Below are 26,650 nucleotides of genomic sequence, written 5' to 3'. Positions count from 1 at the left end.
GGGTCTTGGGTGCGATGATGGGAGTGCAGTGGGTGGACAGGCGGCGGCACTCGGGTTCGAGTACCAGTTCTTGAGCACGCTTTCGTTCGCCCTGCGAGGCCTGCTGGATGCCGATGACTGGCTCAGCGGCGTGGTCATCGATGCGCCCCCGGCTAGCGACCTGCAGGCCGACCAGGAAATCGTCGACTTCGCACTGTTACGAGGTGATCGCTGCGAGCTGGCAGCGCAAGTGAAGGGAGGCGCTCCGGGCAGTACGATGAGTGCAGCTGATGCTGTTCGAGTCCTGCTCCGGCTGTTAACTCACGACGCTGACCGGTACGCACTGATCACGAATCGGCGACCGAGCCCTGGGCTGCTGACTCTCATCGACGCCGTGCATGGGGGCGGCGCTCGCGAACGGATCGCAGCTGCGGTTTCCCGCTCACCGGAGGTTCAGCGGGCTGTGCTCGCCGCGGGAAGCGAGTGGGTCGGCCGTCTAGCGCGCGTCCAATTCGTAATAGATGACCGATCGGTCGACGAACTTCGCACTGCAGTGCGCGAGCAGGTGCGCGCGGCGCGCAGGATGGTTGATCCACGAAATGTCGGATGGGACGCGGCAGGCCTTCTTACTGGCTACTTAGTTGCCGAGGTTCTAGCGAAGGCTGCGAGTCCCGATTGCCCGACTCTCGACAGGGCGGCGCTTGATGCTGCCCTCCGCATTAACCCGCAAGTGTTGCGGACCTTGATGCGCGACCGGGACTGGGCTGTGCCGCTTACACCCGCTCCCCGTGCCACGGATATTGCTCGCCCGGACGTGCTGGAGCGGATCGAGCAAACCTTGAGAACCCCAATTTCTGGTGACTCGGTGCCGATCTGCGTGCTCACCGGACTGTCCGGTATTGGCAAGACCGGAGTAGCCACAGCTTGGGTAGAGGATCGGGCTGATGCGTATACCAACATCATCTGGGTTGAAGCTGCCACCAGTGCGCAGATTGAGGCATCGTTCGTTCAAGCAGCAATCTTACTTGCCGGGAACACGGCGAGAACGGGGCAGAGTGCCCGCGATGTGCTCTGGGGGGCTCTCGCCCGAACGGCCCGCCCTTGGCTGATGGTTTTCGACAATGCTTCTAGCTTGCGCGGCGTGCGTGATTGGCTGCCGCCCAGTGGCTTGGGGCACGTTCTGGTGACAACCGTAGACCCTACCGGTATCTCGGGGCCCAACACCGCATCGGTCGTGGTGGGTGCCATGACTGAGAAGCAGGCAGTGACCTTGCTCGCTGCGCGGTTGCTGAACAGCGAAAAGGCTAACGCGGCGGAGGTCGACTTAATGCGTGGACTCGCCGTTCGTTTGCAGCGTTGGCCGTTGGCGCTTGAGCTGGCCGCAACTTACCTTAATGACTGCCTCGGTGGCCTGGCTGGCGTAGCGGATTACGAAAGCCTGCTGATGCGTTCGCTGGGTGACGAGGACTGTGTGCCTCATGGCTACCCGCACACATTGGTGCGGGCAATACAGATCGCTTGGCGGCGGATGGTTGATAGATCAACGGAGGCCGACCGTTTAGCTGTCGCGGCACTGAGGTTCGCCAGCTTGTTCGCTCCTCGCAGGATTCCACTTCACATACTCTTGAGTGCGTGCCTGTTGGAACCGCGTTCTTTGCTTGAGGATGGCGTCGAACGCGGCCCTAGGGTGTACGAAGGTCAAGAACCACCATTGGGTGAAGTGGTTCGAGCGATGCGGCGTCAGTCTCTTGCTGTCACGGATATGCCACTAGGGGGCAGGGAGTACAGTGTTCCACTGGACTCGACTGCGTTCACGATTGCCGTCAATGAGATCGTCCAGGTTATCCTTCTGGAGGATCTGCGAAATGCGGGCGAGCTTGACAGCGCACTCTCGATGATCGCTTTCCATGTCCAGTACTGGCTCTCATTCTACATGGATCAAGAGAACTACTCAGTCGCGACTTCGCTCATCGCGCATGCAGTCGCTGTAGCTGAGCACGCCCTGGATGTCAACTCGCAAGACTACTGCGTCGCGCTACTTCTTGGTAACACGGCTCGAATGCTAGAAATTGCAGACGCTCACGACCTGGCCACAGGTTACCTCCGAGCCGAACTGGAGATACTCCCACATTGCCCTGGTGACCAATCGCTGCTCCGACTGCAGACGGCAGCCAATCTCGCTTCTGTTCTCTATCAGAGTGCGGAACGGCCGCGCGAGGTGAGTGGCGACATCGCCGAAGTGCTTGAGATTTTGATCCAACAAATCTCTGCTGCTTACGAAATAGATCAGGAGGCAACGGCCCATACGCTTCGTGTCGCACTGACCGCTGTCATTAACCTGATACATGATGGGGGTGGTGCAACGCCACGTATTGAGCAGTTGAGACTGGCGTTGGAACAGTATTGCGAAATGATTCCCCTGACCGAACGCATTGATCTTAGTCGAGAGGTCACAGAAATCAACGCCCTGATCAGGGAAGGCGACTATCGCGAGGCACTTGCGCGAATCGATGCGCTACTTGAAGTGTCAGGGCTGCGTCAGTTGGAAAAGGAACAGCTATTCCGGCTTCGTCTTGAGTGCTACGTATGGTCAAGTAACTGGGATGCTGCACTGAGGGACATGGAGTCATTCGTCGAAGCGGCGGCCTCGGGAACGATCCGGGCCGGCGAAGCCGCGAACGTCGCGCGAAACGTAGCGATCGCTACGCTGCAAACCTTAACAAATCCCGGCGGTCCAGCCGCAACCCTGTTGGGACGCGCCTTGATGGTAGCCGACTTCTTCGAACGTCACGGTGGATTCTTGCAGGCACACGACAAGGCAGTGATAGACCTGTTTCGTTGCTTGCGCGCGGCCTTGGAAGGGAACCTTGATTACCTTCGTCGGACGCTTGCTCAACTTGATCTGAAGGAGTTGGCGAAGCTCCAGTCAGTTACTTTCTACGTTCTTCACGCCTTGCTATATCGTTGGGTTGAGTTGGCATCCAGGTGTGCGCCTTCCACCGTGTCATCCACTCCTTACTGCGCACCCAAACAATCAAGAACTTTGAGCGCCGATGAAGCTCTAGGGGCTACAGCATTTGCGCCTTTAGAATGGCGACCGCTACTAGCTGCGGCCGTGTCCCAGGCGTGGATAGGGATTGATCCCGAAGACGACGGTCATCGTATGGCAGCCGTTGATCTGAGTCGTACACTTGAAGTGATGGGCTTCCGGGCGGAAGTTGTCAGAACTTCTTCTACCTTGCGCCGAGCACAGAGCTCTGATGCGGTGGTTCACCGGCAGAATCCCCATCACATAATTTATTCCAGTTACTTCGGTCGGATAGTCGATCCAGGGCTTCCTGCTCTGATCGAATCCGCCGCCGAGTTGCCAGATTTGGCACAACTAGCTCCAAGTATTTTTCCAATAGCAGACCTTGAGCAGATAAATCAGGGTGTTGGAATTCTGACAAGAGGCGGCATTCTTACAGTTTACCATGGAGTCGACCGCTTGAATAAAAGCAATGTTAGCTCAGACTTGAATACTGTTTGCAAGAACTCTGTCATGCCACTACTGATCGCGATCAAGGCGGTCATCGCTTTGACAATAGCTGGCAATACCGAAGCTCTGGTAAGTAAGCATTCGACTTTGAAAGACTTGATCCCTCCGGATGGATATATCTCTGCATCGATCGAGTAAAATTCTTTGTGTGCGAGCTAATCGTCGTCAAGTACGAGATCCGAAGGCGCGGCGGCAAGCTGAACTCGCTTGAGTCGCCCCTGCGTGAGGGCCCTCGGATCGGGATCACCGTGAGGACACGGCTGGGACCAGTCCCGCCTGTGCGGGCGACGATGTCCGCACAGGCTGGTGGAATAACTTGCACGGCGGAGCAACCTCGCCTAGACAGGGATGATCCAGGCGACTGCTGGTGCGCGTCGTCGCGCCCACGGTTGTCCCAGCGGGTGGCAGGTTGTCCACCTTGCCGTTCGGACGGCGACTGACACGGTTATGCCACCGTCCGCGACGATGATGGAAACTACCGATGATCTGCGGCCACGGCTGCCACCAGCCCGCCGCCAATCTCGAAGTCGTCGTCGGTGCGGCGGTTGCCGGAGTTGACCCGGACGGCGATGTGGACCACTGGGACCGTGACCTCGGTGCTTACCGTGGTGGTGTAGCGAGCCACCGCCGGACTCATCGCGGGCCAGGTCCTGGTGAAGGCGCGGTGGTCGCCGGCGACACGCACCGCGACGCTGCGTCACTCAACGCAAAAATGTCAGTGCCTGCAGTCATGATGACGTGATGGAGTCAAACTCGCCGTATCCTCCGAGACAGCAGCACACCATCACCGTCCGGGCGCTAGCAAACGAACTTGGTCGCACTCTGCACAGGATGTACCAGCTCTGCAATGCGCAGCAGGTCTATGCCAAGGGACCCGATACTGAGATCAGCCTCAGCAACGCCGATCGCCTGCGGGAAGCCCACGCTGATTACGTTCGCCGGATGAAGGCGCTGAAGCAGGTTGCCCATTCGCAGCCAGCCGCCTACACCCGGGAAGCACCGCTTACTGGCACCGCAGCCGCGGCGCAAAAGCAGTGGCCGGAACTCAGCCGGTCACACGCAATCAAGATCGCTAATTCCTGGACCAGGGATTTCACCCCTGCGGCCACAGCCGCCTGGTGGGGCGCCGGACTAAATCACAGCGAAGTCTCGTTGGCCCAAGTCCTGGAAGAGTTGGGTATCCGACCAGAACACCTGCCAGCACAGATTCGAGGTGAAACCATCCTCTACCGACTCAAAGAAGGCGTGCAGCCGGAAAGGGTGCTTCGGATCTTGCAAACTGAAGGGCTGATGTAGAGCTCGTCCCAGCCTGGCGGGAGAGCTCGCTGCAGCGGGTAGTCGAAACGTTCTCGCCACATTCGCAACGATGAAGGTCATGGCCGATGACCCGCAGCCCCCGACCGCCAGCACCCCTATACCGAGTCCGTCGTCGGTGCGGCGGGTTGCCGGAGTTGACCTGGGCGGCGATGTGGACCACTGCACCCGTGATCGCGGTGCTGGCGGTGGTGGTGGCGTTGTGGTGGTCGGCCACCGCCTGACTCGCCGGGCAGACCTCGTGAAAGCCCGGCTGGACGTGTTGGAGATCGGGCTGAGTGTCGGTGTCGGCAGCGTGGGAGTGGTCGGGCTCTACCCCGCCTGGCGCCGGCAGCATTCCACCGAAGCCGCACTCTCCCAGCAGGAGCGGACAGTCGACGACACCCGCGCCGACGCCGCGGAACGGCGGATCACCGAGCTGTACTTCAAGGCCGCGGAGCTACTAGGCTCCGCCCAAGCCCCCGTCCGGCTCAGTGGCCTCTACGCCCTCGAACGGCCTCGCCCAGGGCAACGAAACCCAACGTCAGACCATCGCCAACGTCCTGTGTGCCTACCTCCGCATGCCCTACGAAATCCCCGAACCGCTATCAGGCGATGCCCATGCCGACCAACGCGAGCAGCACCGTGCCCTTGTCCAGGAACGCGAAGTCCGGCTCACCGTTCAACGCATCCTCCACGACCACCTCAAACCCGGCCACGGCACCGCCTACTGAGGCGAGCTCGACCTCGACCTCACCAACGCCCAGCTCATCGACTTCGACCTGGCCGAAGCGTGCATCGGAACCAGCACCTTCCGCGACGCGACCTTCTCCGGTGACGCCATCTTCCGAGAGACGACCTTCACCGGAGCCGCCGACTTCCAAAAGGCGACTCTCGCCGACACGGCCTCCTGCAAAGAGGCGGCTTTCACCGGCCTAGCCGGGTTCTCACTGGCGACCTTCAGGAACCGCGTCATCTTTGAGGCGGCGACCTGCATAGACCCCGCATTCGACGCAGCGACCTTTGACAACGGCGTCAACTTCATCGCTGCGCGTTTCACCCGCTACGCCGTCTTCACCGGAGCCACATTCACCAAAGCCGCCTGTTTCGGCGTGACCGTCTTCAAAGATACCGCCCAGTTCGACAAACCACCGACCTCTTGGTCAGACGGGTGAGCAGTCCGTCGGGAGGGAGGCGGACCGCGACCTCGCCGACTAGCAACTACGCCCGCGCCAGGCTTGTAGCTGTCGGCTATCGGGTACCTACTGTCTCGAACTCCTCCACCAGAGGATGGTAGACCGTGCGGGGAGCTCACACGGCAGAGGCCGCAACAGCTCGCAACCTAGGAATGAGAGCCAGCAGAAGGACACAGAATGGTCACACTCTGTAACGCCTGTTGTGTCCGCTGCGAGATAGAGCGCATGAGCTACTCTAAGTCGGGTCCTTCGCGGTTCGCACCCTGCGTTATGCTGACAACAGAGCTTGCGACAGCAATCAACCTCCAAGTCGTAGCTGTCGATGCATGGTGTGCAGTTAATTCGTCAGCTAGCCGATAGCTTTGTCGAGAATCTATCGAGTTTTAGAGGTTGATGCCACAAGCTGAGGGGATTTCCGGGTGCGCTTAATGTTGTCTGATCGCGAGCGAGATGGACTCGCTAAGCGAGATGAGGATAATTTCTTTGACCGAAAGTCCCGAAGAATACAGCCTGCGAAGCTTAGTCGAACTTTGGCAGCTTTTGGCAATACTGATGGCGGCGAACTTGTTGTTGGAATCGAAGATGATGGGACCTGGGACGGGTTCGCTTCAGTTGAGGCCGCCAACGATCTCATCAACGTCGCAGCAACAGTGGTAGCGCCTGGGTACTATGAAGTTGACTTTCTGTCTCATGCGAATGAATCTGGCGTCGCACTGTTGATTACTGTTCGCCGCACACCTGCCCTATGCGTCAGTACCACTTCTGATGTTTATGTTCGGCGGGGTGCGGCCAGTGTCCTCGTCCGCGGCGAAGAACTGGAATCGCTGAAGCGCGTAAAAGGTGTAGTCAGTTTCGAGAATCAGGGACTAGTCTTTCCGGTATCGGAGATCTCTAACTCTGAGGTGTCGATCGAGTTCTGTCTTTCGATGGTCCCAACGCTGGAGCCAGAGCGCTTCTTGCGCAAGCAAGGTCTCATCAATTCCGAGGAGCGACCGACAGTCGCAGGCGCCTTGCTATTTCATGACGAGCCGCAAATTCATATCCCGAAAGCTGGCGTTAAGATCTACCGGTACAAAACCGATGGCGTTGCCGAGCGCAAATACCTTGATGCCGTGCCCGAGACCATCGAAGGATCTCTTTATTCGCAGATATTTGCCACTGTAGCTCGCACCGTGGAAATAGTTGACGCGATTCCAATTATGACAGGCGCGGGCATGAAGCAGATTCACTACCCGCCTGAAGCGTTACATGAAATTCTCACGAATGCCGTTCTGCATAGAGACTATGGCATAAATGATGATGTACATGTCCGAATTTTTGATAATAGGGTTGAAGTAGAAAGCCCTGGTCGACTGCCGGCTCATGTTACGCCTAAGAATATCCTCAATGAGCGATTTGCTAGAAATGGAACGATTGTACGCCTAATTAACAGGTTTCCAAACCCGCCGAATATGGATGTCGGCGAAGGGCTCAACACTGCTTTCGAAGCTATGGCCGCACTTCGTTTGCAACAGCCAGAAATTACGGAATCCGCTGACCGTGTACTGGTCATAATTCGCCACGAGCCGCTCGCTAGTCCAGCCCAGATGATCATGGAATACGTGCGAGAGCATGGCTCAATTGACAATAGTATTGCCAGGCGGGTTACAGGGATAGAGCAAGAGCGTACGATTAGGCGCTATTTTGAAGAGCTTGTTTCTTCAAAAGAATTGGTGCGAACTGGAGTCGCTCGGGGAACTCGTTATCGACTCCCTGAAACCCTTAGAGATTAATGGAACTGAAGACTGTCCCAGTGTCCAGCAAGGCTGGACACTGGGACAGTCTGCTCGCCTACCTGTACGCCCTTATTGCAGTGCGGCAACACGCGGTATTTTCCACCTTAGCGGGATCGGTTAGCTCGAGAATTTTGAGCGCTGCGGCAACCAAGTCGTCGTCCGCTCCCGCATCGGCTGTGCTCAACGCGGCCGCTAATTCGCTTCGCCGCGCGCAGGAGTGCCCTCATTCTCGGCCAGCGCGATCGCGTCGGTCTCGACTCCTTCCACCACCTCAGCTGGCACCGGTTCCGACGGACCCGAGGGAGAGCCATGAAGGGACCGTTTCGGCGGTGCTGACCTGGTACGCGCAGGCCGCGGATTTCGCTGATCGGGCGGCGTTCCCGAAACCCCCGCCGCGCAGGTGGAGCTGCTACGGGGCATGCCGGTCCCGGTGTTCGACCGGGAGGAGGCGGAACGCCTTGCCGACCTGGTCGACCTCGACGACCGGTCGCCCGGAGGCGGTCAATAGGCCGACCAGCAGCGAAAGCCCAGCTTGCAACCAGGGTTCACCCTTAACCCGCTATCTCTCGCTAAGTTTGATGCCTACGCAACGTAGCGGGCATCAGTGCTGCGTGCACTTGGTCGCAGTGAGGCGGCTTCGAGGAGCAACAGGATCGCGGCGCTTTCCGCTGGCGGCAGGTCGGCTACGGGCGCGGCGGACACGGTATGGCTCATCAGACCGAGCAGCACGGCGACGGGCAGCTCGGCGATGATATCGGTGGTAGTGCCAGGTGTCCTGGTGCTCGGGCAGGAACGGCCAGGTCGGCATCTCGGTCGCAGATGGCGATCATTGATCGAGGTGGTAGCGGTAGCGAATGCCGTCACCTTCGGCGCGGAACAGCCCCTCGGCGCGGGCCTCGAAAGGATTCGGGAGGCGTAGCACCCGGCATCGAGCAGGATCGGACACGTACGGGACTATCAGGAGCCGCCAGCGGCCGTTGCGAGCGTGCCGGCGTGCTTCGCGGATCTCGGAATCCGTCAGTGTGAACATGCCGGGATCGGCTCGGCTTGCTTTGACCTCGAACATGATGGCCCCGTTGGGCCGTTCGACCTGAAAGTCGAAGCCGAGGCTGTCATCGCCGGGGTTGCCTGTGAATACCTTGGCTCGGTTGGTGGACACCCAGCTGGACTCGTTCGTCTCGGGGTAGATCCGGGTGAGCCACTGATACGCGAGCCACTCGCCTGCGAACCCGAGTGCCTGACGTTGCTCGTCGGACAGCCCGGCCATCGGGTCGCGGCTGACCTTAGCCGCACCACCGCTGCGGCGGGGCTGGAGGGCGGACATGGGTTGGAGATCCTTGACCCGGTTGCTCGCGCTGATGACGGATGGATGGGCTTCTAGGCTGGCTTGGAGCGCGTCGACGAGCGCCGCGATGTTCGTGGCCCCGACCCCGACGTCGATTGAGTTACCGTCGATGTGGATCAGCCGGCGTTGACGTTCGCGTTCCTGCCTCGCGATGGTCGCGGCTGAGTCCGCGGCGGCGAGTTCCTCGGGGGTGACGCCTGCGACTCTCGGATCGGTGGTCACGGGCATGCCGGCCGGCCACGCGCCAAGTGCCTTGAGCCAGGTGGGAATGTCGTTTTCGCCCAGGCGCCTGAAGTCGAGCACACCGTTGTTGTCGAACAGTGTCAGGATCTCCGTTCCAGGATCGCTGGAGGACAGGGCCTCAACGAGGGTTGCGCGATGTGAGGATGCCCAGGCACGGGCAAGACGTGCGATTCCGGGAGCGGAATGGGTGACCAGCGCTTTGTTGGCGGCGGTGACAGCGCTGAGCGTGGGCAGGCTCGGTCCGCTGGTCGGCAGCGTCTGGCCGAGGCGGGTCTCGGCCGCGTTGGCGACGAGAGCGGTAAGGTCGGCGCGCTTGGGCTTGTCGACGGTGGTGCCCCATGTTTCGGGGACGGTCACCCAGGTGAACGAGCGCAGGTCAGGCCAGTCCGATTGCGGGCGGTATGCGTCGAAATTCGCGAGACGAACCCACCGCACTTGGTCGCATAGTTCTTGGTGGTAAAGGGCGAGGTGCTGGCGCAGCGCCTGTTCATGCGCTGCCTGATACGAGATGGGTGTGTACGCGGGGCTGAGACCGGCAAGCGTGGTGTTGAAGGCGGAGAACTCGATGTCGAGGCTGATCCGCAGCTCATCGATGGACGTGGCGGTTCGGGCGGCCTCGATGAGCTTGCCTGGCTGGACCGGCAGTGACGAGGCAAGCTTCAGGAGAGCTGCTGACAACTCCGCCAGATCCGTGGTGGCACGGGCGTTGTCGACAGCGGCGTCGGCGGCCGCCTGGCCGGACCAGTGTACGAGCACCGGGTAAAGGCGCTCAATGACGGCTTCCAAGCCACCGTCGAGCCTGATGCGGGTTGCCTCCACCTGTGCGTTCGTGAGCCGTAACGCGTGTGCGAGGTCCGCGTCGCTGGGATCTGGCTGCTCGTTGCCGCCCAACTGCAGGCTGAGGACGGCGGCTCGGAGCCGTTCGCGAAGACTGGGAAAGTCGATGGCGACGGCGATCTCTTCTGCGAGTGCGACGAGCGCTGGACCTCGAAGGTCGGAGACGGAGGTCGGCGAGAGGATGACGGGATAGGTGTAGTCAGGGTCGGCGAATAGCCCGTAGCTGGTCGCGGGAAGCTCGGTCGGCTGGTCGAAGAGGCTTAAGCCGAGGTCGGTGTACGTCTCGATCCGCAAGCGCCGCAGGCCACGCGCGAGGTCGTCGAAGTCTCGCTCTTGAAGGGTGAGGCCGTGACCATGGTTGGCCGCAGCTGCCACGAGCACGGCCATCCAGGGCAGCCGCTCCAGTAGCAGCTCGTCCTGACCTGTACCTCCGGTGGGGGCGACCGTGACTGATGTTTCGTCCGCTATCTGCACTGAGTCGCCCAGTACACCTGTGAGTACCGCTTGTGCCCCCTCGAGGTCGGCGTCGACGAACAGGACGGGAAGCTCAAGCTCGTCGAGAAGGCGCAGGTGTAATCCGTCCCCGGGAGAAGCGAGATACACCGTGACGTCGTCAAGAGTTAGTTCCGCGGCCGTGCGGACGCTTAACCGCTCCCCTTCTCGCAGGACAAGATGTAAATCTTCCATACCGACGAGACTCGAAGTAGGCCTCTTAACGACGGTCGACCACGCACGCAGGTAAGCGCGCGAGAATTGGTCGCGCTGGTCCTCGCCGATACTGCCTGCTGCCGCAGCTGCCCCAAGGCTGCGAACCAGGCGTACCGCGTGGGCAGGGTCAGACCAGTCACCGAGCCCGGCGTTCTTGAGGGCCGTGAGCACCTGTGGGTTCTTATCGAGGAACAACCGGGTGGCTCGGCTGGCCAACGGCGCGAATGCAGGCTCTGCGTCGTTGGAGGAGAGCGAGAAGTGCCACAGCTGATCGGGCCGGGCGAACAAAGGGCGGCCTGGCTTCGGCGCGGCAGGCAACCATGCGGCGGTAGTCATGAATGCTGCGAGCGGAGTCGGTACCGTTTGACGGTCCTTGATGCCGCGACGGTCGCGATCCCAGTTCATATGAAGGCGGTCTGCGTGCCAGCTGGCAAGGCCGTTTAGGAAGAGGCGGGCATAGGCCTCACGTGCCGGATCCGTGAGTTTTTCGGCAATGGCCTGCCCCATCGCCCACCTCGGCTTGCGGTCGGCGACGTACTCAGTCTGCGGGAACGCGATGCGGCGCGGCGGCAGGTCGGAGAGATGCGCGACCCACTGTTCGGCGATGGGTTCGCGGACGCGGAGGCGAGTGGCGAAGGTCGGCCCACTGAGTGTCGAGCCAACCAGTTTCGGGGTGGCCGCGGACGTGGTGCGCAAGTCAAGTCCGGAGCTGATCCCGATCTTGCTGAGGAAACGCGACCATGCCGTGCGGTCGTCCGTCGGACGGACCAAGTCTGATACCGGTTCGACGAGACTGTATGCGAGTTCGGCGAAGCCGCTGTCCACTTCGCGGGCGTCCTCGATGACCGTAATCAGGTCGGTGTAGTCGTGGCCGTCCCAACCTGACCCGAATGCCGCGCGGTTGGCGGGAACCATCTTGCCGACTGTGCTCGGGACATGCAAACGCAGTTGTCTGAGCGGATACCGGGGCGGAATCTGTCCATTCTGCTCGAGGCTGAACACGAATCGGAGCGCGTCGCGATGGATCCGCTCGCTCTTGGTACGAACCAGGATTGTTCCGACATGGTCCAGGAGGCTGCGGATGTCATATCGGTCGACGAGACCCGCGTTGAGGAGGAGCGCTCGCCCCGCTGATCCGAGCTGTTCGGCGATCGCCGGGTGGAGGTAGAACAAGTCCTTGCGAAGTGATGCGGGAACAGCGATGGGGGTGTCGTCGCGCGCAGGTGGCAGGAACGCAGTGACCCGTCGGGTGCTGCCGCGCTCCGACGGTGCGGGTGGTGGGGTGTTAGTTGGCCGCAGGTCGCCTGCGTCGTCGACCAACAGTGTTCGGCCACGCAGAACCGTGGCGCCATATGCTGGGAAAATGTCGGCAAGGTCGCTGTAAACACCTGCCCACAACGCGGCTAGGGAGGCCTCACCACTTTGCCGTCGAGCTCTCGCCGATTTCTTGGCGGCCTTGCCCGCTCGACCTTTAGCTGGTCGAGCGCGGAGTGTTCCGATGGTGTCGTCGTACGCGGATGGCCGCTCCAAGGTGGCGGCGATCCGCTCGATGAGTTCGACCAGGGTGTCCGTATCAGGGTCGAGTGGGTGGTCGAGCCAGTCGGCGAATGCTTCCCAACGATCCGCGCGGTCCTCGCCGAGCCCGCTGTCGACCAGGCAGATTCCGCTTTCGGCGGCTCGCGCGGCGGTGAGCACGGTCGGGTTCTGGCCTGGCCAGCGGTAAGTGTCGGCAAGCGATGCCCAGCCGAGTGGATGCTCGGCGGCCGCTTCGATCGGGACGAACTGGCGCTCGGCGAGCGGGCCGTCCCCGGACCTGTCTGCGGCCTGTGCGAGCCTCTCCGTGTGGGGGTCGTCCCAGCACACCAGGTCGCTGATCCACCGGCGCGCCGCCGCGAGTCCGCTCGGTTGCAGAGCGGCCGCCGCGGTGAGCGCAGTCTCGGCGGCGACATCGAGTAGCAGGTTGTTGAGTGGATGGTTCGGATCGAGGTCGGCGCGGTCGATTTTGGTGAAGAACGGGGCGTTGAGATGTCCGGCAAACGGGGACGACGCCTCGTCGCCCATCGGCAGAAAGGTGAACATCCGGCCGGTCACTTCACCATCCGTGGGCACCGCGAGGGACACGACGGCTTCGTCCCAAGTATCCCAAGCGGCCGACAATCTGTTTCCATGCCGAGCGTTCTGGACGGCTTCGCGCAGCCTCGTCGCGGGAACGGATGTAGAGGCGACGGTGTAGTCGCCAAGTTCACCGAGGGCGACCTGTGTGAATGACAAGTCCGGTGTGGTGACGGTGCTGAAAGGTTGCTGGGTGCGGGTGAGGGAGGTTTCGGCGGAGTCACCTCCGTCGTGTCGAACTATGGTCAGCGCGCCGATGCGTTCCAGGAACAAGAGTGTCGGGACGTCGCTTGCGACAAGGTTCGTCGCTTGGGTCAGCGCCTCCCTGCGCGCATCGGGCGTATCAAGTGGCAACCGGACGATGGTGACATGCCCGGCGGCGGCGAGTTCCCGGACGGCCGCGGGGATCGTGTCGATGGGGACCGGGAGCTGGAACGGCGGGAACTTCTCGTCGGCGCGGCGGGCGAGCGTCTCGTCTCCCCGTGCGAGGGTCAGCAGGTCAGCGAGGTCTGCGAACCGGAAGGTGTAGCCATCGAGGTTGCCAGGTGGTCCGGCCGGGTCAGCGCTGTAGATCTCCGGTCTGGTGCATACCGGGAGGATGCTGCGGAAACCGATGCCCTTATGACCGATGCCTTGGCCGATCTCTTTCGGACTGCAGGCCAGTTTGCACAGCCCGTTCATGGATTCGTAGGTGAACGGCGTCCCGAAATTGGCGACGTACACAACGCCGTGCGCACCCTCATTCGCGTCGACGACGATGGTGATGCGTCCGTCATGCCTGTCGGCCGGATGTGTGTCGTGCGCGTTCTGGAGCAGTTCGAGCAAGAACCGGCCAGCGTACTCGTTCCCGGCGTGAGCGGAGGCGGCGCGCAACTGTGCGCCAGGGTCCCATAGGTCCGTTGCGGCGAACTCCGCGAACACTTTGGCGGCGTACGCGACGATCCGGTCGCGTGGGGCGGAGGCCGAGTCATGCAAGTCACTTCCAAGAGCAGCCACGGACGGAGGCTACCGGTGACCGCTGCGACCATCTTGATGCGCCGGTAGTGCTAGATCGCAATCCGGCACTACCGACGTCCACCGTTCCCGCTTCGCCGAGCGCTAGTCGCCCTGCCTGCTGGTAGCCGATCGGCACCCGCTCGCATGAAGGTGCGGACGAGTTGGTTCGTGTCAACAGACCCAACCACGTCCGCGCGCGCGGGCGACATGGAGCACTGCGCGGGTTCGATCACGGCCAACTATGGGCCAAACCCGCCTGGACCTGGGCGAGCGTAACTGAGCAGACTGGGTGTCTCCGGGCGCTGGCTACTCGCGGTGCCATGACCGTGTCCGAAGGACACGGGTCCCCGTTGCATCAACTCGGCCGCTGTTGTAGTGTCACCTGTATCCGGCTGCCCGGGTCTGATGAACACAGGGAGTGTTGTGGAACCACTGTTCGATTACCCGCGGTCAAACGCGGAGGCGCTCCGTCTCGTCGGGATGGCTGAAATCGCCGAATTGGCTCAACTTAGCAGGCAGGCCATGACCAACCTTCGTCAGCGAGACCACAACTTCCCGGCGCCGGTGGCTGACCTGCGCAGCGGCCCCGTGTTTTATGAAGCGGACATTTTGGACTACCTTGCCAGTCGTGGGCGAAATGCTCAACCCCTCCCGCGTGGCAACGTGAAGCGCAACAGGACCGAGAAGTTCAACCCGCTGGATCGTTTGAACCTAGCGAAGAGTGTAGAGAACGCGCTTCTGGAGGAACCTCAAAATCCGTTGCCGCCCGCCGAACCATTCCCGGGAGCCGGCTTATACTGCATATATTACTCGGGAGATTTTCCAGCATATGCACCGATCGTGAAAGCTGAACGTCAAGTTCCGATCTACGTTGGTCGAGCGATCCCACGCGGAGCGAGAGCAGGCTTTGGGGGGTTACTTAACTCCGTGGAAGAACCCGTACTATTTAATCGTCTTCGAGAGCATTCGCGCTCAATTAAGCAGGTCGAAGAGTTTGGGATGGAGGATGGTGGCACGCCTCAGTTAAAGCTGAGGGACTTCACCTGCCGCTTCCTTGTTGTAGAGGATATTTGGGTTCCTTTGGCGGAAGCGCTTCTGATTGGCCACTTCCAGCCTTTGTGGAATCAAACATTGCAGGGTTTTGGAAATCACGACCCCGGAGGGGGGCGTCGAAATGGGGCTCGCCCCGACTGGGATGAGCTTCATCCGGGACGTTCATGGGCGGTGCAGCAGGCGCGTCCGGGCCGTTCGGTCGAGGAAAGCTTGAGGAAAATCGAGGAGCATTTCGCGCGAGTCGCGGATGAGTCGAATAAGCGCAAAGTCATGTCGACCGCCGAAGAAGTCGAGACGCTCCTCAAGGAGATCGACGGCGACTCGAGAGCGGATGAAACCTAGTGCCAACTCGAATCAGGCCCCGACGTCCTGACGAAGACCCAGATACTGTGATAGGACTGGTTTATCGCATCTTGGATGAGCCCAGACGTGTAGTTGCGACGTTGGCCATTAGTGTTCCTGCGCTTGCGTTTCTGGCGCACGTTCTAGCGCCTACCACCCTCATTTTCGGTTTTCCAGTTTCCATGGTTGGCTGGATGGGAACGGGGGCTACAGGGTTTGGCTGGTGTGCATGGAGGCTAGTCGCACGTTTTCGACGGAGCGCGAACTGGTTAAGTCCATCTAGGCCAGAAGGCGCGATTCGCGAAAGCGAAAATAACGACTCAAATATAGCAAACCCGTAGACCGTGCCGCAAGCAAGCTATGTCGATCACGAATCGACCATGCAGGGCCATTTGATGGTCGGCGGACTATATGAACGCACCTTTCGGTCGGTTTCGGCTATGTAATGCGTCTATTGGTCTTCGCGGGAATCTAGATGGTTGGCTAGGTCGAAAGTGTCTCCCCAGTCGCCGAGAGTGCGGTCCACCTTGTCTAGCAGCTTGCGAACGACCAGAATCTCTTTCGAATCCCAACCATCTCGACTGACGTGGGCGGGCCCGCCATCTGATGCCGGTATTTCACCAAGTTTCCTGGTCGCCTTCTGTGTTTCTTTAACAGAAGTAACTAGACGGTCCCATTGTTGTCGGGCTGCAACAATTCCGGTGGCGGCAATAGCAACGTGCTGCCCGCTATAGGTTTCCCTGATAAACTTATCTGTAAGAAATTGCTCTTCGCCATTTTCTAATATTACGTTGCCGGTCTCATCGGTTTGAAGTAGAGGCTTGCCTGCGCGTCCCCATTTTATAACATTATACGCCTGATGTACTCCTCTAGTTCGAGACAGCATTGCGCGGAGCACGGCTGTCAAGCTCCGATCATCGTCATCATCGCCGCCGCCGTAAATTTCTCGTTGCAATGCCATCGGCTCGCTGGTGGCCATGTAAAATGCCGCCTTGATGGCCAGTTCGATTTGAGCCTGCGCGAGGTGGCCGCTGTGTCCGTGCCCCTGCTCAACTTCCTCGATGGCCAGGTCTCGGAGCGCTTCGAGCGTAATGCCGCCTTCGCTTGTGGTCTCTAGAAGTTTGTCACCTGGAATTTCCGAGATCTCTGGAATTAGATACGCGCGTTGGAGCGTGGCACGCCACGACTTAACGATTTTTATGTTTGCGGCTTCGTCGGTCCTGAGCGGGCGAAGGATAAGCTCTACCGCAATATCGACGCGTTCTTCCCGTCGAGGATTGAGCTTTGCCGTTAAGGCACGAATTCCACTGTTTACCCTCAAGGTGGTTGTTCGGCCGCCGCCGAGAATTGACCTGACTATTTCCGCGGCTCGCAGATCTTGATGATCAGGAAGCCGGGCCGCGTGTGCCTTGTCTTTGGTTATTGTCCCACCGTACCACTGGTGCTGAATTCTGTTAATTAGCGCTGGGCGCGTCAATAGCGGCGCCGAGAGCGCATCTAGTACCGCGTCGGCTTTAGCCTCGTTCTCCACGGAGGCGCCATAGGGCTTAGGAGGGCGAATGTGGGTCAGTCCAATTAGATTTCGAACCGCCGTGTGGAATGGAATTCCGGAACGTTTATCAGGTCGAAAGCCCACTATAACTCGGGCTGGAAGTGCTAGTGCTCGTAAGATGTCTCGATCGCCTGAATCGAGTTCGTTCCATGAAAGCCTTTGTGCCTGCCGAAGATGCGGGCTGATCCACTTGCGAAATTTTCGATCGTCGTAGGCGAGCGCATAGCTTGAGGGATGCTTCTCCAGCTTCCCTCCGGCGACAACCCGATGAGCTGAACTAATCCGACTCGACCCATCTGCCGCGATCAGGAGAGTCAAGGGAGGAGACCCATCGTTATGTACGATGTTAGCTGGCACTACTGTGAGTGGTTGCAGTACCCCCTCGGCCGCGATATCCGAAAATAGAGGGTTCTCCCTAATTAGACGCTCTTTGGCCTCGGTAATTCGCTCTTCGAGTGCCTCAGGGCCCGCTGCGCGAATTTGAAGTTCCGGTCCACCATCTTGTTGCGAGGTCGGTTCAAACACAAGTGGTGTTCGCGCCGACGGGTGATCGCTAAGGGGGTAGAGGCGGTGGCCGTACTCCCGAGGATTCGCGGGGTGGGGCCAAACTGCCATCGTCCAGAGGCGAGTTTCGACGATCAACAGTGTGCCGCCTTGGACCCGGAGCTCCAGAGGGTCCGCAAGCTTGCGCCGCATCTCATCGGGGCGAACCGCCGCTCTCGCGAGCGTGCGCACGGCACCAGGGCTGAGTCCCTTACTCCGTAGCGCGTCGCTCAAGTTGTTGACGGCGGTAGGACGGGGCAGCGCCGGAAGTTCGGGCTGCCAACCGTCCATGTCGCTGTCAAGGTCGACAACAACCCGCTCAGTCATCTCAGGCAGCCTCCGAAATCCTCGTCATCAGCCGGAAGGCATGCTCCGCGCGCTCCATGTCGTCCGTGCCCTCGAGCGTATCGAGATCGGCACCATGTGCGAGTTGGGCGGCGTGGTGGCTCAGCTGACCACAGAGAAACACCCGCTCCTCCATGATGAGACGGACGGCGAACAGTCGCTCGCCATCAAAGTTGATCACTTCGCAACCCTCGCCGGTCTCGGTGAACCGAGTCCAGCGTGAGGTAACTCCGCCGAGTGTCACTCCGCTTGAGTGAGAGTCGACGTCGGGATCGTCGGGAATGACTACCTGGGCACGTTCGACGGCTTCGCGGAGCACGCCTACGACGAGTTGGACGTCTAGGTCGTCGAAGACGATGAGTGCGGTGGTGTCGGTGGACAAATCGCAGCACCTTCTAAGGGAGGTCGGCCCGGATCATCGCCGGAACGCGAACTTCGTGCTGCTGGCACGGGCTATGCCAGCAGGGTCGAGAGTTCGACGGGTGCCGTCCTCCACCTGTGTCGATCGCAGGTCACCTACCCACCCACGAACTCAAGTGCCGCCAGAGCCACGCACCAACCTGACCGAGGGCCTGGTTCCCTAATAGGGTTCCCTGGCACCAGGGATCGCGGCACGGCGTCCAGCTGCTCGGATAGTTGATCAACTATCCGAGAACGCCTTCCACCTAGTACGACGGACATCAAGCAGGTCGTCCATCGGCAAAGATACCCTGGCCGGTGTGTCCCACGACACAAGGGCTCGCGTCTAGCAGATTCCCTCGGTCACGGCCGTCGCTGTTCCGGCCCAGGTGCCTTTTTGCGCCCAGATCGCGTGGACGTCGTTGGCGTGGAGTACGTCGAGGCAAAGGTCTCCGACGGGCTCGTTGAAGAGAGCGAGTAGTCGAACGGTGCGGGGTTCGGTGTAGTGGACGTGGCGGTACCAGTAGAGCTGGGCGAGGGCGCCGCGGGTGGCTTGTACGGCGTCGCCGCGTCGGAGGACCTTCGCCTCGATGAGCCAGTTCTGTCCGTCGCGGGTGGCGGTGAGGTCGCGGGGGTGCGGGCTCGCGGTGGTGAAGCCGCGGTCGCGCAGGTGGTCGTTGAAGGTGTTGACGAGCGTCTCGTGTTTCCGACTTTTGATGATCTTGCGGGCGGCGATCGTCTGTTCGTACTCGCTGTCGTCTTTCGGTTTGAAGCCTTCCGCCGCAGGTGGTTGGTATCGCTCGCCGGTGGCGATCGCGCCGGGGTCGGCGAGGGCGAGCTGCCGGCGGCAGTCGATCCCGTGCTCGCACAGGCGCAGGAACCGGAGGAGGTCGTCCGCGAGTCGCTTGTCGGCGGGCAGGTCCGCGATCTCGTAGCGTTTCGCGATGATGGTGCCGGCCTCGTAGTACTTCGGGCGTTGCACGCGGGTGGGGGCGAGCAGGGTGACGCGCTCGTCCAGGCCCGTGATGAGGTTCGGGTCCATCGCCCGTCGGATCGCTCCGGCCTGACCGGTCAGGTTGGCCAGGGCGTCTCCCTTGATCACCTTGCGGAGGTCTTCCGACCCTTGCAACAGGGTGAGGGACACCGAGCGCATGTCGGCGGCGAACAGGTACACGACGTACATGCCGTGGGTGGCCGAGTCGGTCTCGTCCGGGTCGAAGACCGCGATCCACGGCACGAACGCCGCGGTGCTCTGCCCGCTGCTGCCCTTGACGAGGTAGCCCCGCGGGACGTAGCGCTCGAGGACCTCGCCGGCGCCGCGCAGCAGGCGCGCGGCCGGCGCTTGCTGTCCCAGTTCACGGTCGTATGTGATCGCGATCGTGCTCAGCAGCTCACGCAAATCCATGGAGTTCCCCCTTCGCGCCCGTTCCGAATCAGCGAGCGCCACTTCGTGTCCGTCTACGAACCGTCGGCGGACGGCTCATCGCCGAGTTGGCGATCACCGAGTACTGAGGTCGGCTTCGCGGGCCTGGTCGAGCAGGCCCGCGTCGTGCACGAGCCGCCAGGCGTCGGCGAGGTTCTCCTCGCGGGTGGGCCGCTCGACCTCGCCCACATAGCGTTCGCGGGTCTTACCGCGCTCGGACCAGCGCAGATACGCGTAGATCCGCCGACCCGACGGGTAGACGCGCAACGCGACCGAGCCACACACCGGCGGCCCGCCGGGCAACCGGATGTGGCGGGCGCCGCGTCCGCCGGCGGCGGTGTCCTGCTCCTCGGCGCGTTCCCGCTGCGTCTTGCCCGGTGTGGGCTGCCAGGCGGCGGGTTCGGGGCGTTGCTCTTTCCAGTGATACCGCTCGGCCATCAGCCGTCGCTTCGCTCGGGCTTCGTGTCCAGCGCGTCCGCGACCGAGCGCGCGATCGCCTGGGCGAGCAGGACCGGGACGGCGTTGCCCAGTTGCCGCATCTGCTCGCTGCGCGGCCCCATCAGGTAGTAGTCGTCCGGGAAGGTCATGACCCGCGAGACCTCGCGGACGGTCATGTAGCGGATCGAGCCGTCGTCACGTTGCAAGACGGTCTCGCCGCCCGGCACACCGTGGACGCCGGCCTTGACCGTCTTCGCCGGCCGGTCCAACAGGTTCGGCGTGTGTCCCGGGTATTGGCGGGCGCCCGGCCAGCCGTAGTGGTGCAGATGGTCCGGGTGCTCGACCTTGTCCCCGACCGGTTCGCCGAGCTTCGGAAGACCACGCGCCGGGTCCGCGTTGATCGCGTCCCGCAGCGTCCGCCACCGCTCGGTGCCGTCCCCATCGTCGACGCCGTCCAACAGCGGCGGCGCGTACCGGTAGCGCTTGGCGACCTTGTGCTCGTCCCAGTAGCTGCCATCCGCCTGCGCGCGCAGCAACGCGCCTTCGGAGTGGGTGGGTTCCGGGAACTCCCAGTCCGCCAACCCCTGATCACGGCGGAACGCCACCACGAACACCCGCCACCGAACCTGCGGAACCCCATAGTCCGCAGCGTTGACCAGCTTGAACTTCACGTCGTAGCGCTCGGACGGATCGATCGAGTCCTTCGCCAAGGCCTTCTCGAGCCGCTTGGCGTGATCCCGCCAGTCCTCGCCCTCGACCCGCCGCTCGAACGGCGCCCGCAATTCGTTGAGGACGTACTCGTAGTACGGCGCGAACGACGGCCGCAGGAGCCCCTTCACATTCTCCGCGATGACCGCCCGCGGCCGGGTCTCCCGAACTGTGCGGAACAGCTCGGGCCACAGGTTGCGCTCGTCGTCATACCCCTTGTGCGCACCACCCAGCGACCACGGCTGGCACGGCACACCGCCGGCGACGACGTCCACCTTGCCCAACCACGGGTCGAACTCGACGTCACGGACGCTCATGGCCTTCAACGGCCACGGCGACCCGAGCGTCGTACCCTGTTCGGCCGAGGCCCCGAACTCCTCCGCGTGGTTCCTCTTCAGGGTCTCGCAGGCACGCTTGTCCAGCTCCACCGCCAGGAGATGCCGGAAACCGACGTTCTCCATCGCCATCGCGAGCCCGCCACCACCGGTGAACAGCTCGATACTCGTACCGACCTCACGCACGACCGCGCGCGGCGAGAACAGCTCTGCCTGCGTACCCATGCCCGGAACCGTACCGCGGCCCAGTCGAACACCTGCGCGACACTCCGTGAGTCGATGAGACGACGTCTCATCGTGCCACCGACAGTCCGCGATCCGCTCCGCGCGGCCTCCATGATCGGTATCCTGCGGACCCAAGCGACCGGCGCGTCCACGAGAGACGGACGCGCACCCCAGGGGAGGGAAATCAGTGCCATCCAGGAAACCGCCCGAACCCAGAAAAGCCGTACTCGACAACGTGACCCACGCGGCCGAACAAGCCGCGAAGGTCGCGGCCGGGCTGTCGGTGAAGACTCGCGAGAACTTCCGCAAGGACCTCAATGTCGCCGTCTCCGCGCTGCAGGTGGTGGCAGACCAGCTCGACCCCGTACTCCGACCGACCAAGCTCTTCAACCCGCTCGAACCGGACACCACCGCGCGGATCGTGGCCCTCATGGCCGCATCTCAACCTCGCCACCCACTGGCGACCCTGCGCCCCTTCTACGGCGCCGGGGTTTACGCCCTCTACTACCGTGGCCCCTTCGAGCCTTACGCGAGACTGTCGAAGACGGAACACCCGGTCTACGTCGGCAAGGCGGACCCGGCTAACCGTTCAAGCAACAACCCTGTCGAGCACGGGAAGAAACTCTATGACCGACTCCGTGAACACAGGTCATCGATCGAATCGAGCGACACGCTCGACATCGATGACTTTGACTGCCGCTTCCTCATCGTGCAGAGCGGCTTCCAGCACGCTGCGGAAGACCAGCTGATCGAATTTTTCAAACCTATCTGGAACTGGCAAACTAAAGTCTGTTTTGGCATCGGAAAACATGGCGATAGTGCCGAAACGAGAAAAAACAAACGATCACCGTGGGACACCCTCCATCCTGGACGCGGCTGGGCAGATAAGACCGACCACGACCAACATGATCGCCTCGCCATCATCGAAAAGATTCACAACCACCTCGAGAAGCATCCACCTATATCGACCCTTGAAGAACTGCTCGGGAACTTTATCACCGAACTTCGCCAGATAGATACCGACAAATTCATTGACGCCTCAGGGGAGTCGCATGACGTCGATTCTCCGCAAGAGGAATCGAAATCCAATGGAGCGGGCGCCCATTCGGAAAACCTCCTAGACCTGTTAAGGGATGAGTTGGACTACCAGAATTAGCTCGGTTCGAAATGAGCCCATCAACCCCGACTCGGTTGAGTAATGGCAACTCCCGGTTTGATTCCTGGTCGCGTAGGCGCTACGCAACCATTGGGTATCTCGGGAAGAGGTTCGGCCCGATATCGGTCCTTAATTTTTGACTATCGACAGGCTTACGGAACTCATGGACCTGCGCGCACTGGGTGCCGGCATCGCAGGCAGTGACCATTGCTGACATCGCCAAAGATTTGAACGGTGTGGGTTTCGATTCAGTCGGCATCATGGAACTGGTCGTTGCACACGCGGCGTAGGCGTCCAAAATCGTTTGCCAAAGCTTGAAGTTGAGACGCGACGCAAACGGCCGGAAGCGCAGGGGGATAAGCGAAATTCCTCGAAGTGGTGCCCCACGTAGTCGACAATTTAGTCTACGTGGGGCCTCGGCCGCTCGCCGTTTAGAGACACGTCAGGGCTGATAGACAGTCTATTTTCCGCGTTGGAGTTTTTTGAAGACGTGGTCGCGGTGCCAGGCGTAGTAGGGTTCACGGTCGGTGTTCCACCATGTGGTGGTGCGGCCTTGGAGGTGTTCGGCGACGAATTTGGCGACGTCGGGGGCCTTGTCTACGGCGTCGCTGATGAGGATGTCGCCGCCGGTGTCGACGGCGATGTAGCCGTGTTCGAACAGGCTGTCGCAGCCGAGGAAGCAGGCGAGCATGCCGACGTGGTCGAAGTCTTTGCGTTCGTCTTCACTGCAGAACGCGCGCTTCTTGATGTGCGCTGCGATCAGGAAGTCTGGCGGCAGTGTGCTGCCGCAGAGCCCGCACACGCCGCCACCGATCCGGACGAGGCGCCGTTTGAGGGCACGGTGCTCGCGGCGCCCTGTCGTCGACCGGGTCTCGTCGGTCGGGCCGGCCGGGGGAGTGGTTGTTCCAGAAGGCGTGGTGTCTGCAGGGCCAGGTGAGGTAGCTGGGAGGTTGAGCATGTCGTCGAGGTCGACCAGGTCGGCAAGGCGCTCGGCCCGGTCGCCGTCGATGACGGTGAACCCTTGAACTACGGCGCGGTCCTGCCAGCCGAGTACCGCGCGGACCTCGGTGATAGGCACCTTGATGTTGCGCAGGTCGGTGAGGGCGAACATCAACTCCCAGGTGAGGCCCTTGTCAGTCCGCTGCCAGAGACGCTCCGCGAGCGCTTCGTTGCGGAATGTCAACGCTACGTGGCCTGCGAGGTAGAGGTGGTGATCACCGTAGAAGAGGACACCGTCGCCTGGCCGCAGCTTTGCCCACTTCCCGACCGTCGTTCCTGACGTGCCCGGAGTTGCTCCCCAGAACTGGGCCTTGCCTCGCGGGAAGCGTTTACGCAGCTCCTTGTACACGTCGGGAGAGAGCAGGTCGCGGTGTGCCGCGAATGGGACCTGGGTCTCGATGGTGTCCTGGAAGTGCTGGTTCACCGAGGGCTTGCTGAGCCCCGCGGGCTGAAGAGCGATCCTCACTTGTCCCCTTTGCCGAGCTGGTCGTACTTCCGCGCCGTGCCCCTGGCCAACTCGGCCGGGTACTTCGCGCCATTGACCGCGATCTTGTCAGTTAGGGCCGACAAAAGATCGACCTGAAGCACGTCCGCCAGTCGAAGCAGGTAGGCCAGCACGTCCGCCATCTCATGACGTACCTGCACAGCAGTTTGCGGATCGGCCATGATCTCGGCTGACTCGTCTGGGGTGAGCCACTGGAACAGCTCGAGCAGTTCACCGGCTTCGCCGGCCAGCGCCATCACCAGGTTCTTCGGTGTGTGAAACTGCTCCCACGACCTCTCCTGCGCGAACTGGCGTAACCGCTGCTGCAACTCCTCGACTGTCATGCCAGCAACTATGACCGACAGCTCGTCACCTCGATGAACGAGCCTCATGTGAGAACTGGGAACGGAGTCGCTCAGGTTGCACGGAGTTAGGAGCTTCGCCTGGCCTTCCGTCAGGCCGAGTCCGCGCCGTGGCTGAATTCGCATTTCAGCTGAGTGCTGACCGCTTCTCCTACATTCCGGCCAAGCGACCCTGCCTCCGCGAGGCTGCAGTGCCAGCTTCCTGTCGTTCATGATCGGGAGAGTAGCGGCCGGTACCGACAAAGCCGCGCGTTCAAGAAGCGCCCTCCGGTTCGGGAACCAAGCTCGTCAGAAACTCCTGGGTTTCTGTGTCGGCCGAATAGATGCGGCAGCCGAGGCTTGCCCGGGTGGCGAGTACCCAGTAGGTGTTCGTTGCCAGTCGTAGGTAGTGGTCGGGGTCGATGTCCCTCGGGATACGCGGATCCTCGTTGGTCTGGGGGACGGCCACCCAGCGGTTGCCGCGGCGGACGAGGTCGGGCCCGAGGATGACGGCGCCGTAGTCGTACTCCAGGCCTTGTGCGGTGTAGATGCAGCCGGCCTGGCGAGCACCGCCGTCGTCGGTCGCCCAGAAGTGGGTCTTCGGGACGGGCCCTTCGTGGTCGTGGCCTTCGTCGAAGGCGTTCCAGGGCATCGCCCAGTCAGGCTCGCGCGAACCCCATGGAAGTGTCACGTCTTTGGTCAGCTTGCCATCCCTGTCCGGTTTTTTGGTCCAGGGCCAGCAGAAGCCCGCGGTGATGCGGGCGGTGTGCCCGGCGCGGGTGTGGTGATCGACCCAGTCGCTGAGGGCGTCGGGTGTGGGGGAGATCGCCAGGTCGTAGTCCGACGGTGTCCATGGCGTCGCCTCGCCGTAGAGAAGCTGCTCCAGCCAGCCCAGGTATTGCTGGGATCCGTTGCATCGGAACTGGCTGACGAGCTTCACGTGCGTGACTTCGGCACCGGTCCTGGCCGCCTGCTTTTCCAGCTCGGTGAGGGTGAAGCCTTCTTCGGGCAGGACGATCTGATGTTCGTCGAGGAACAGGACGCACACGCGTGTGCGGGCGAGCATCCGTTCGACCTGGCGTTGGTTCCGGCGCAGCCGCTGGGCTTCGTCGACGATCGGCACCACGGCGTTGCCCGCGTGCCTGCCGAAGTCGCCGACGTGGCTGACCAGTCCGTCCGCGCCGGGAGTGGTGATCGCGCGGGTGAGCTGGTGGTGCAGGGTTCCGGACGGGGTCAGGTAGCACCCGTAGACCTCGTCGCCAACGACGCCACGGATGTCGGCCACCAGTCGCATCGCGATCACCGTTTTGCCGGTTCCCGGGCCTCCGGACACCACGATCAGCTGCTTGCGCGGATCTGATCGGGCGCGGCGTACCGCGTCCAGTACTTCCAGGTAGGCGTTCTGCTGAGCGCCGACCAGGCGGAAGACCGGCTCGCGCTTCACCACGTCGTCGACACGTGTGAGCAGTCCGCCCGAAGGCCGGTGTCGAGCCGTCAGAAACTTTTGGATCTGCGCCTCCGCAGGTGCCTGGAGGTCATCGGCGCCGAACATCTTGGCGAGTCGCGGCGGGCTCGGCGACGGCTGGACGTCGTCGCGGCCGAGGAGTGCCACTTCGCCGCTGCCCGGACGAGCCGTCACCGCCTCGCGCAGCGGGCCGATCACGTCGTTGCCGGCGTCATGGAGGTAGGCGACGGCCCGCGTCTCCAACCGAAGCCCGGGCTCGTCGATCCAGTCATCCAGGTAAGCGCAGTAGCCCGCAGCCTGACGGCTCGGGTGCAGATACTTGACGCGGCGGACCCAGCTGAACAGTGCCGTGGTCGAGTCCAGCTCCGTCCACTGCTTCAGCTCGATCACGATCGCGGTCACTCCGCCGTCGCCGCAGGAACCCAGCAACAGGGCATCGACTCGCTGCCCGCTGCCCGGCAGTTCGTATTCGAGGAACAGCCGCAGACCGCCAAGCCCTGCTTCGGTGAGCGTCCGCAGCAGCGCCGGCCAGCTGTTCTCCCAACTCGAACGCTCCGAGTCGCTCAGCGGCCGCCGATACAGCATCGCGAACCGGTCCTCGGCCGCTTTGACGAACTGCGCCACCGACGCCTCGATCGCATCGGCAGCCTCGGCGACCGACCCCCCATGAACGAACATGATCACAGAAATACCAGACGACACCGACAAAACTAGCGTCTCCTGCCGTTGCGGGAGCGATCTCCGCGCAGGCTCGATCGGCGTGTCTTTCTTGGCAAGCGTCCCCGACAGTCCCTGATCAGCCACGTCCGGCCTGGGTGGG

The 26,650-nt window shown here is 61.8% G+C and carries 18 protein-coding genes; 6 read left to right on the top strand and 12 right to left on the bottom strand.

Annotated elements, in window-relative coordinates; translation table 11 throughout:
- Nucleotides 1-28 precede the first annotated feature (28 nt).
- Nucleotides 29-3,655, top strand: coding sequence for a hypothetical protein (locus H4W30_RS23320; RefSeq protein WP_192744809.1), 3,627 nt, complete (start codon nt 29-31; stop codon nt 3,653-3,655).
- 337 nt (nt 3,656-3,992) lie between these two features.
- Here the strand turns inward: H4W30_RS23320 and H4W30_RS23315 are convergent, their stop codons facing one another.
- Nucleotides 3,993-4,142, bottom strand: a complete 150-nt coding sequence (locus H4W30_RS23315; protein ID WP_192744808.1) for a hypothetical protein — start codon at nt 4,140-4,142, stop codon at nt 3,993-3,995.
- Nucleotides 4,143-4,348: 206 nt separating this feature from the next.
- Between H4W30_RS23315 and H4W30_RS23310 the strand changes: the two genes are divergently transcribed.
- Nucleotides 4,349-4,813: a hypothetical protein gene (locus H4W30_RS23310; protein ID WP_192744807.1), complete on the top strand. Its 465-nt coding sequence runs from the start codon at nt 4,349-4,351 to the stop codon at nt 4,811-4,813.
- 605 nt (nt 4,814-5,418) lie between these two features.
- Here H4W30_RS23310 and H4W30_RS23305 read toward each other — a convergent pair.
- Entirely contained in the window at nt 5,419-5,694 is a 276-nt protein-coding gene (locus tag H4W30_RS23305) for a hypothetical protein (protein ID WP_192744806.1), read from the bottom strand.
- On the opposite strand from H4W30_RS23305, the gene H4W30_RS44735 reads away from it, so the two are divergent.
- Nucleotides 5,581-5,985, top strand: coding sequence for a pentapeptide repeat-containing protein (locus H4W30_RS44735; protein ID WP_192746774.1), 405 nt, complete (start codon nt 5,581-5,583; stop codon nt 5,983-5,985). The two genes, H4W30_RS23305 and H4W30_RS44735, sit on opposite strands and share 114 nt — an antisense overlap.
- Before the next feature lie 449 nt (nt 5,986-6,434).
- Complete coding sequence (locus H4W30_RS23295) at nt 6,435-7,778, top strand: ATP-binding protein (RefSeq protein ID WP_225950158.1); 1,344 nt, start codon at nt 6,435-6,437, stop codon at nt 7,776-7,778.
- A 412-nt stretch (nt 7,779-8,190) separates the two neighbouring features.
- Here the strand turns inward: H4W30_RS23295 and H4W30_RS44275 are convergent, their stop codons facing one another.
- Together H4W30_RS44275 and H4W30_RS23290 are read right to left on the bottom strand one after the other, a co-directional pair.
- Entirely contained in the window at nt 8,191-8,319 is a 129-nt protein-coding gene (locus H4W30_RS44275; protein WP_264082867.1) for a hypothetical protein, read from the bottom strand.
- Between the two features lie 288 nt (nt 8,320-8,607).
- Nucleotides 8,608-14,022, bottom strand: coding sequence for a DUF3883 domain-containing protein (locus H4W30_RS23290; protein WP_192744804.1), 5,415 nt, complete (start codon nt 14,020-14,022; stop codon nt 8,608-8,610).
- A 480-nt stretch (nt 14,023-14,502) separates the two neighbouring features.
- On the opposite strand from H4W30_RS23290, the gene H4W30_RS23285 reads away from it, so the two are divergent.
- Entirely contained in the window at nt 14,503-15,417 is a 915-nt protein-coding gene (locus tag H4W30_RS23285; RefSeq protein ID WP_225949837.1) for an Eco29kI family restriction endonuclease, read from the top strand.
- A gap of 451 nt (nt 15,418-15,868) precedes the next feature.
- On the opposite strand, the gene H4W30_RS23280 is transcribed toward H4W30_RS23285, so the two are convergent.
- The 5 genes from H4W30_RS23280 to H4W30_RS23260 form a co-directional block, all read right to left on the bottom strand.
- Nucleotides 15,869-17,839 carry a hypothetical protein gene (locus H4W30_RS23280; RefSeq protein WP_192744803.1) on the bottom strand — a complete coding sequence of 657 codons (1,971 nt, stop codon included), beginning with the start codon at nt 17,837-17,839 and terminating at the stop codon, nt 15,869-15,871.
- A gap of 1 nt (nt 17,840) precedes the next feature.
- Entirely contained in the window at nt 17,841-18,239 is a 399-nt protein-coding gene (locus tag H4W30_RS23275; protein WP_192744802.1) for a hypothetical protein, read from the bottom strand.
- Between the two features lie 363 nt (nt 18,240-18,602).
- Nucleotides 18,603-19,661 (bottom strand): MrcB family domain-containing protein, encoded by a 1,059-nt coding sequence (locus H4W30_RS23270; RefSeq protein ID WP_192744801.1) that lies wholly within the window; start codon nt 19,659-19,661, stop codon nt 18,603-18,605.
- A gap of 93 nt (nt 19,662-19,754) precedes the next feature.
- A complete protein-coding gene (locus H4W30_RS23265; protein WP_192744800.1) occupies nt 19,755-20,117 on the bottom strand; it encodes a hypothetical protein in 363 nt (120 codons plus the stop codon).
- On the bottom strand, nt 20,117-21,385 hold the full coding sequence (locus H4W30_RS23260; RefSeq protein WP_192744799.1) for a DNA cytosine methyltransferase: 1,269 nt from the start codon (nt 21,383-21,385) through the stop codon (nt 20,117-20,119). Before H4W30_RS23260 ends, H4W30_RS23265 begins: the two co-directional genes overlap by 1 nt.
- A 235-nt stretch (nt 21,386-21,620) precedes the next feature.
- Here H4W30_RS23260 and H4W30_RS23255 point away from each other — a divergent pair, with 235 nt between their 5' ends.
- The gene (locus H4W30_RS23255; RefSeq protein ID WP_192744798.1) at nt 21,621-22,541 is read left to right on the top strand and encodes an Eco29kI family restriction endonuclease; all 921 of its coding nucleotides are present in this window, start codon (nt 21,621-21,623) and stop codon (nt 22,539-22,541) included.
- 460 nt (nt 22,542-23,001) lie between these two features.
- Here the strand turns inward: H4W30_RS23255 and H4W30_RS23250 are convergent, their stop codons facing one another.
- The 3 genes from H4W30_RS23250 to H4W30_RS23240 form a co-directional block, all read right to left on the bottom strand.
- Entirely contained in the window at nt 23,002-23,964 is a 963-nt protein-coding gene (locus H4W30_RS23250) for a hypothetical protein (protein ID WP_192744797.1), read from the bottom strand.
- Nucleotides 23,965-24,002: 38 nt separating this feature from the next.
- Entirely contained in the window at nt 24,003-24,368 is a 366-nt protein-coding gene (locus H4W30_RS23245; protein ID WP_192744796.1) for a nucleotide pyrophosphohydrolase, read from the bottom strand.
- A gap of 271 nt (nt 24,369-24,639) precedes the next feature.
- A complete protein-coding gene (locus H4W30_RS23240) occupies nt 24,640-26,508 on the bottom strand; it encodes a DNA/RNA helicase domain-containing protein (protein ID WP_192744795.1) in 1,869 nt (622 codons plus the stop codon).
- Nucleotides 26,509-26,650 lie beyond the last annotated feature (142 nt).

The sequence above is a fragment of the Amycolatopsis roodepoortensis genome (genome assembly GCF_014873915.1).
GTDB lineage: Bacteria > Actinomycetota > Actinomycetes > Mycobacteriales > Pseudonocardiaceae > Amycolatopsis > Amycolatopsis roodepoortensis.
The sequence above is the reverse complement of the archived record's forward strand: the minus strand, read 5'-3'. Positions and strand labels throughout refer to the sequence as shown.

Coding starts and splice junctions, on each gene's coding strand:
- H4W30_RS23270 (WP_192744801.1), bottom strand. CDS start 19,661: ATGGATTTGCGTGAGCTGCTGAGCACGATCGCGATCACATACGACCGT.
- H4W30_RS23280 (WP_192744803.1), bottom strand. CDS start 17,839: ATGACTGAGCGGGTTGTTGTCGACCTTGACAGCGACATGGACGGTTGG.
- H4W30_RS23295 (WP_225950158.1), top strand. CDS start 6,435: ATGTTGTCTGATCGCGAGCGAGATGGACTCGCTAAGCGAGATGAGGAT.
- H4W30_RS23285 (WP_225949837.1), top strand. CDS start 14,503: ATGGCTGAAATCGCCGAATTGGCTCAACTTAGCAGGCAGGCCATGACC.
- H4W30_RS23245 (WP_192744796.1), bottom strand. CDS start 24,368: ATGACAGTCGAGGAGTTGCAGCAGCGGTTACGCCAGTTCGCGCAGGAG.
- H4W30_RS23240 (WP_192744795.1), bottom strand. CDS start 26,508: ATGTTCGTTCATGGGGGGTCGGTCGCCGAGGCTGCCGATGCGATCGAG.
- H4W30_RS23265 (WP_192744800.1), bottom strand. CDS start 20,117: ATGGCCGAGCGGTATCACTGGAAAGAGCAACGCCCCGAACCCGCCGCC.
- H4W30_RS23310 (WP_192744807.1), top strand. CDS start 4,349: ATGTACCAGCTCTGCAATGCGCAGCAGGTCTATGCCAAGGGACCCGAT.
- H4W30_RS23260 (WP_192744799.1), bottom strand. CDS start 21,385: ATGGGTACGCAGGCAGAGCTGTTCTCGCCGCGCGCGGTCGTGCGTGAG.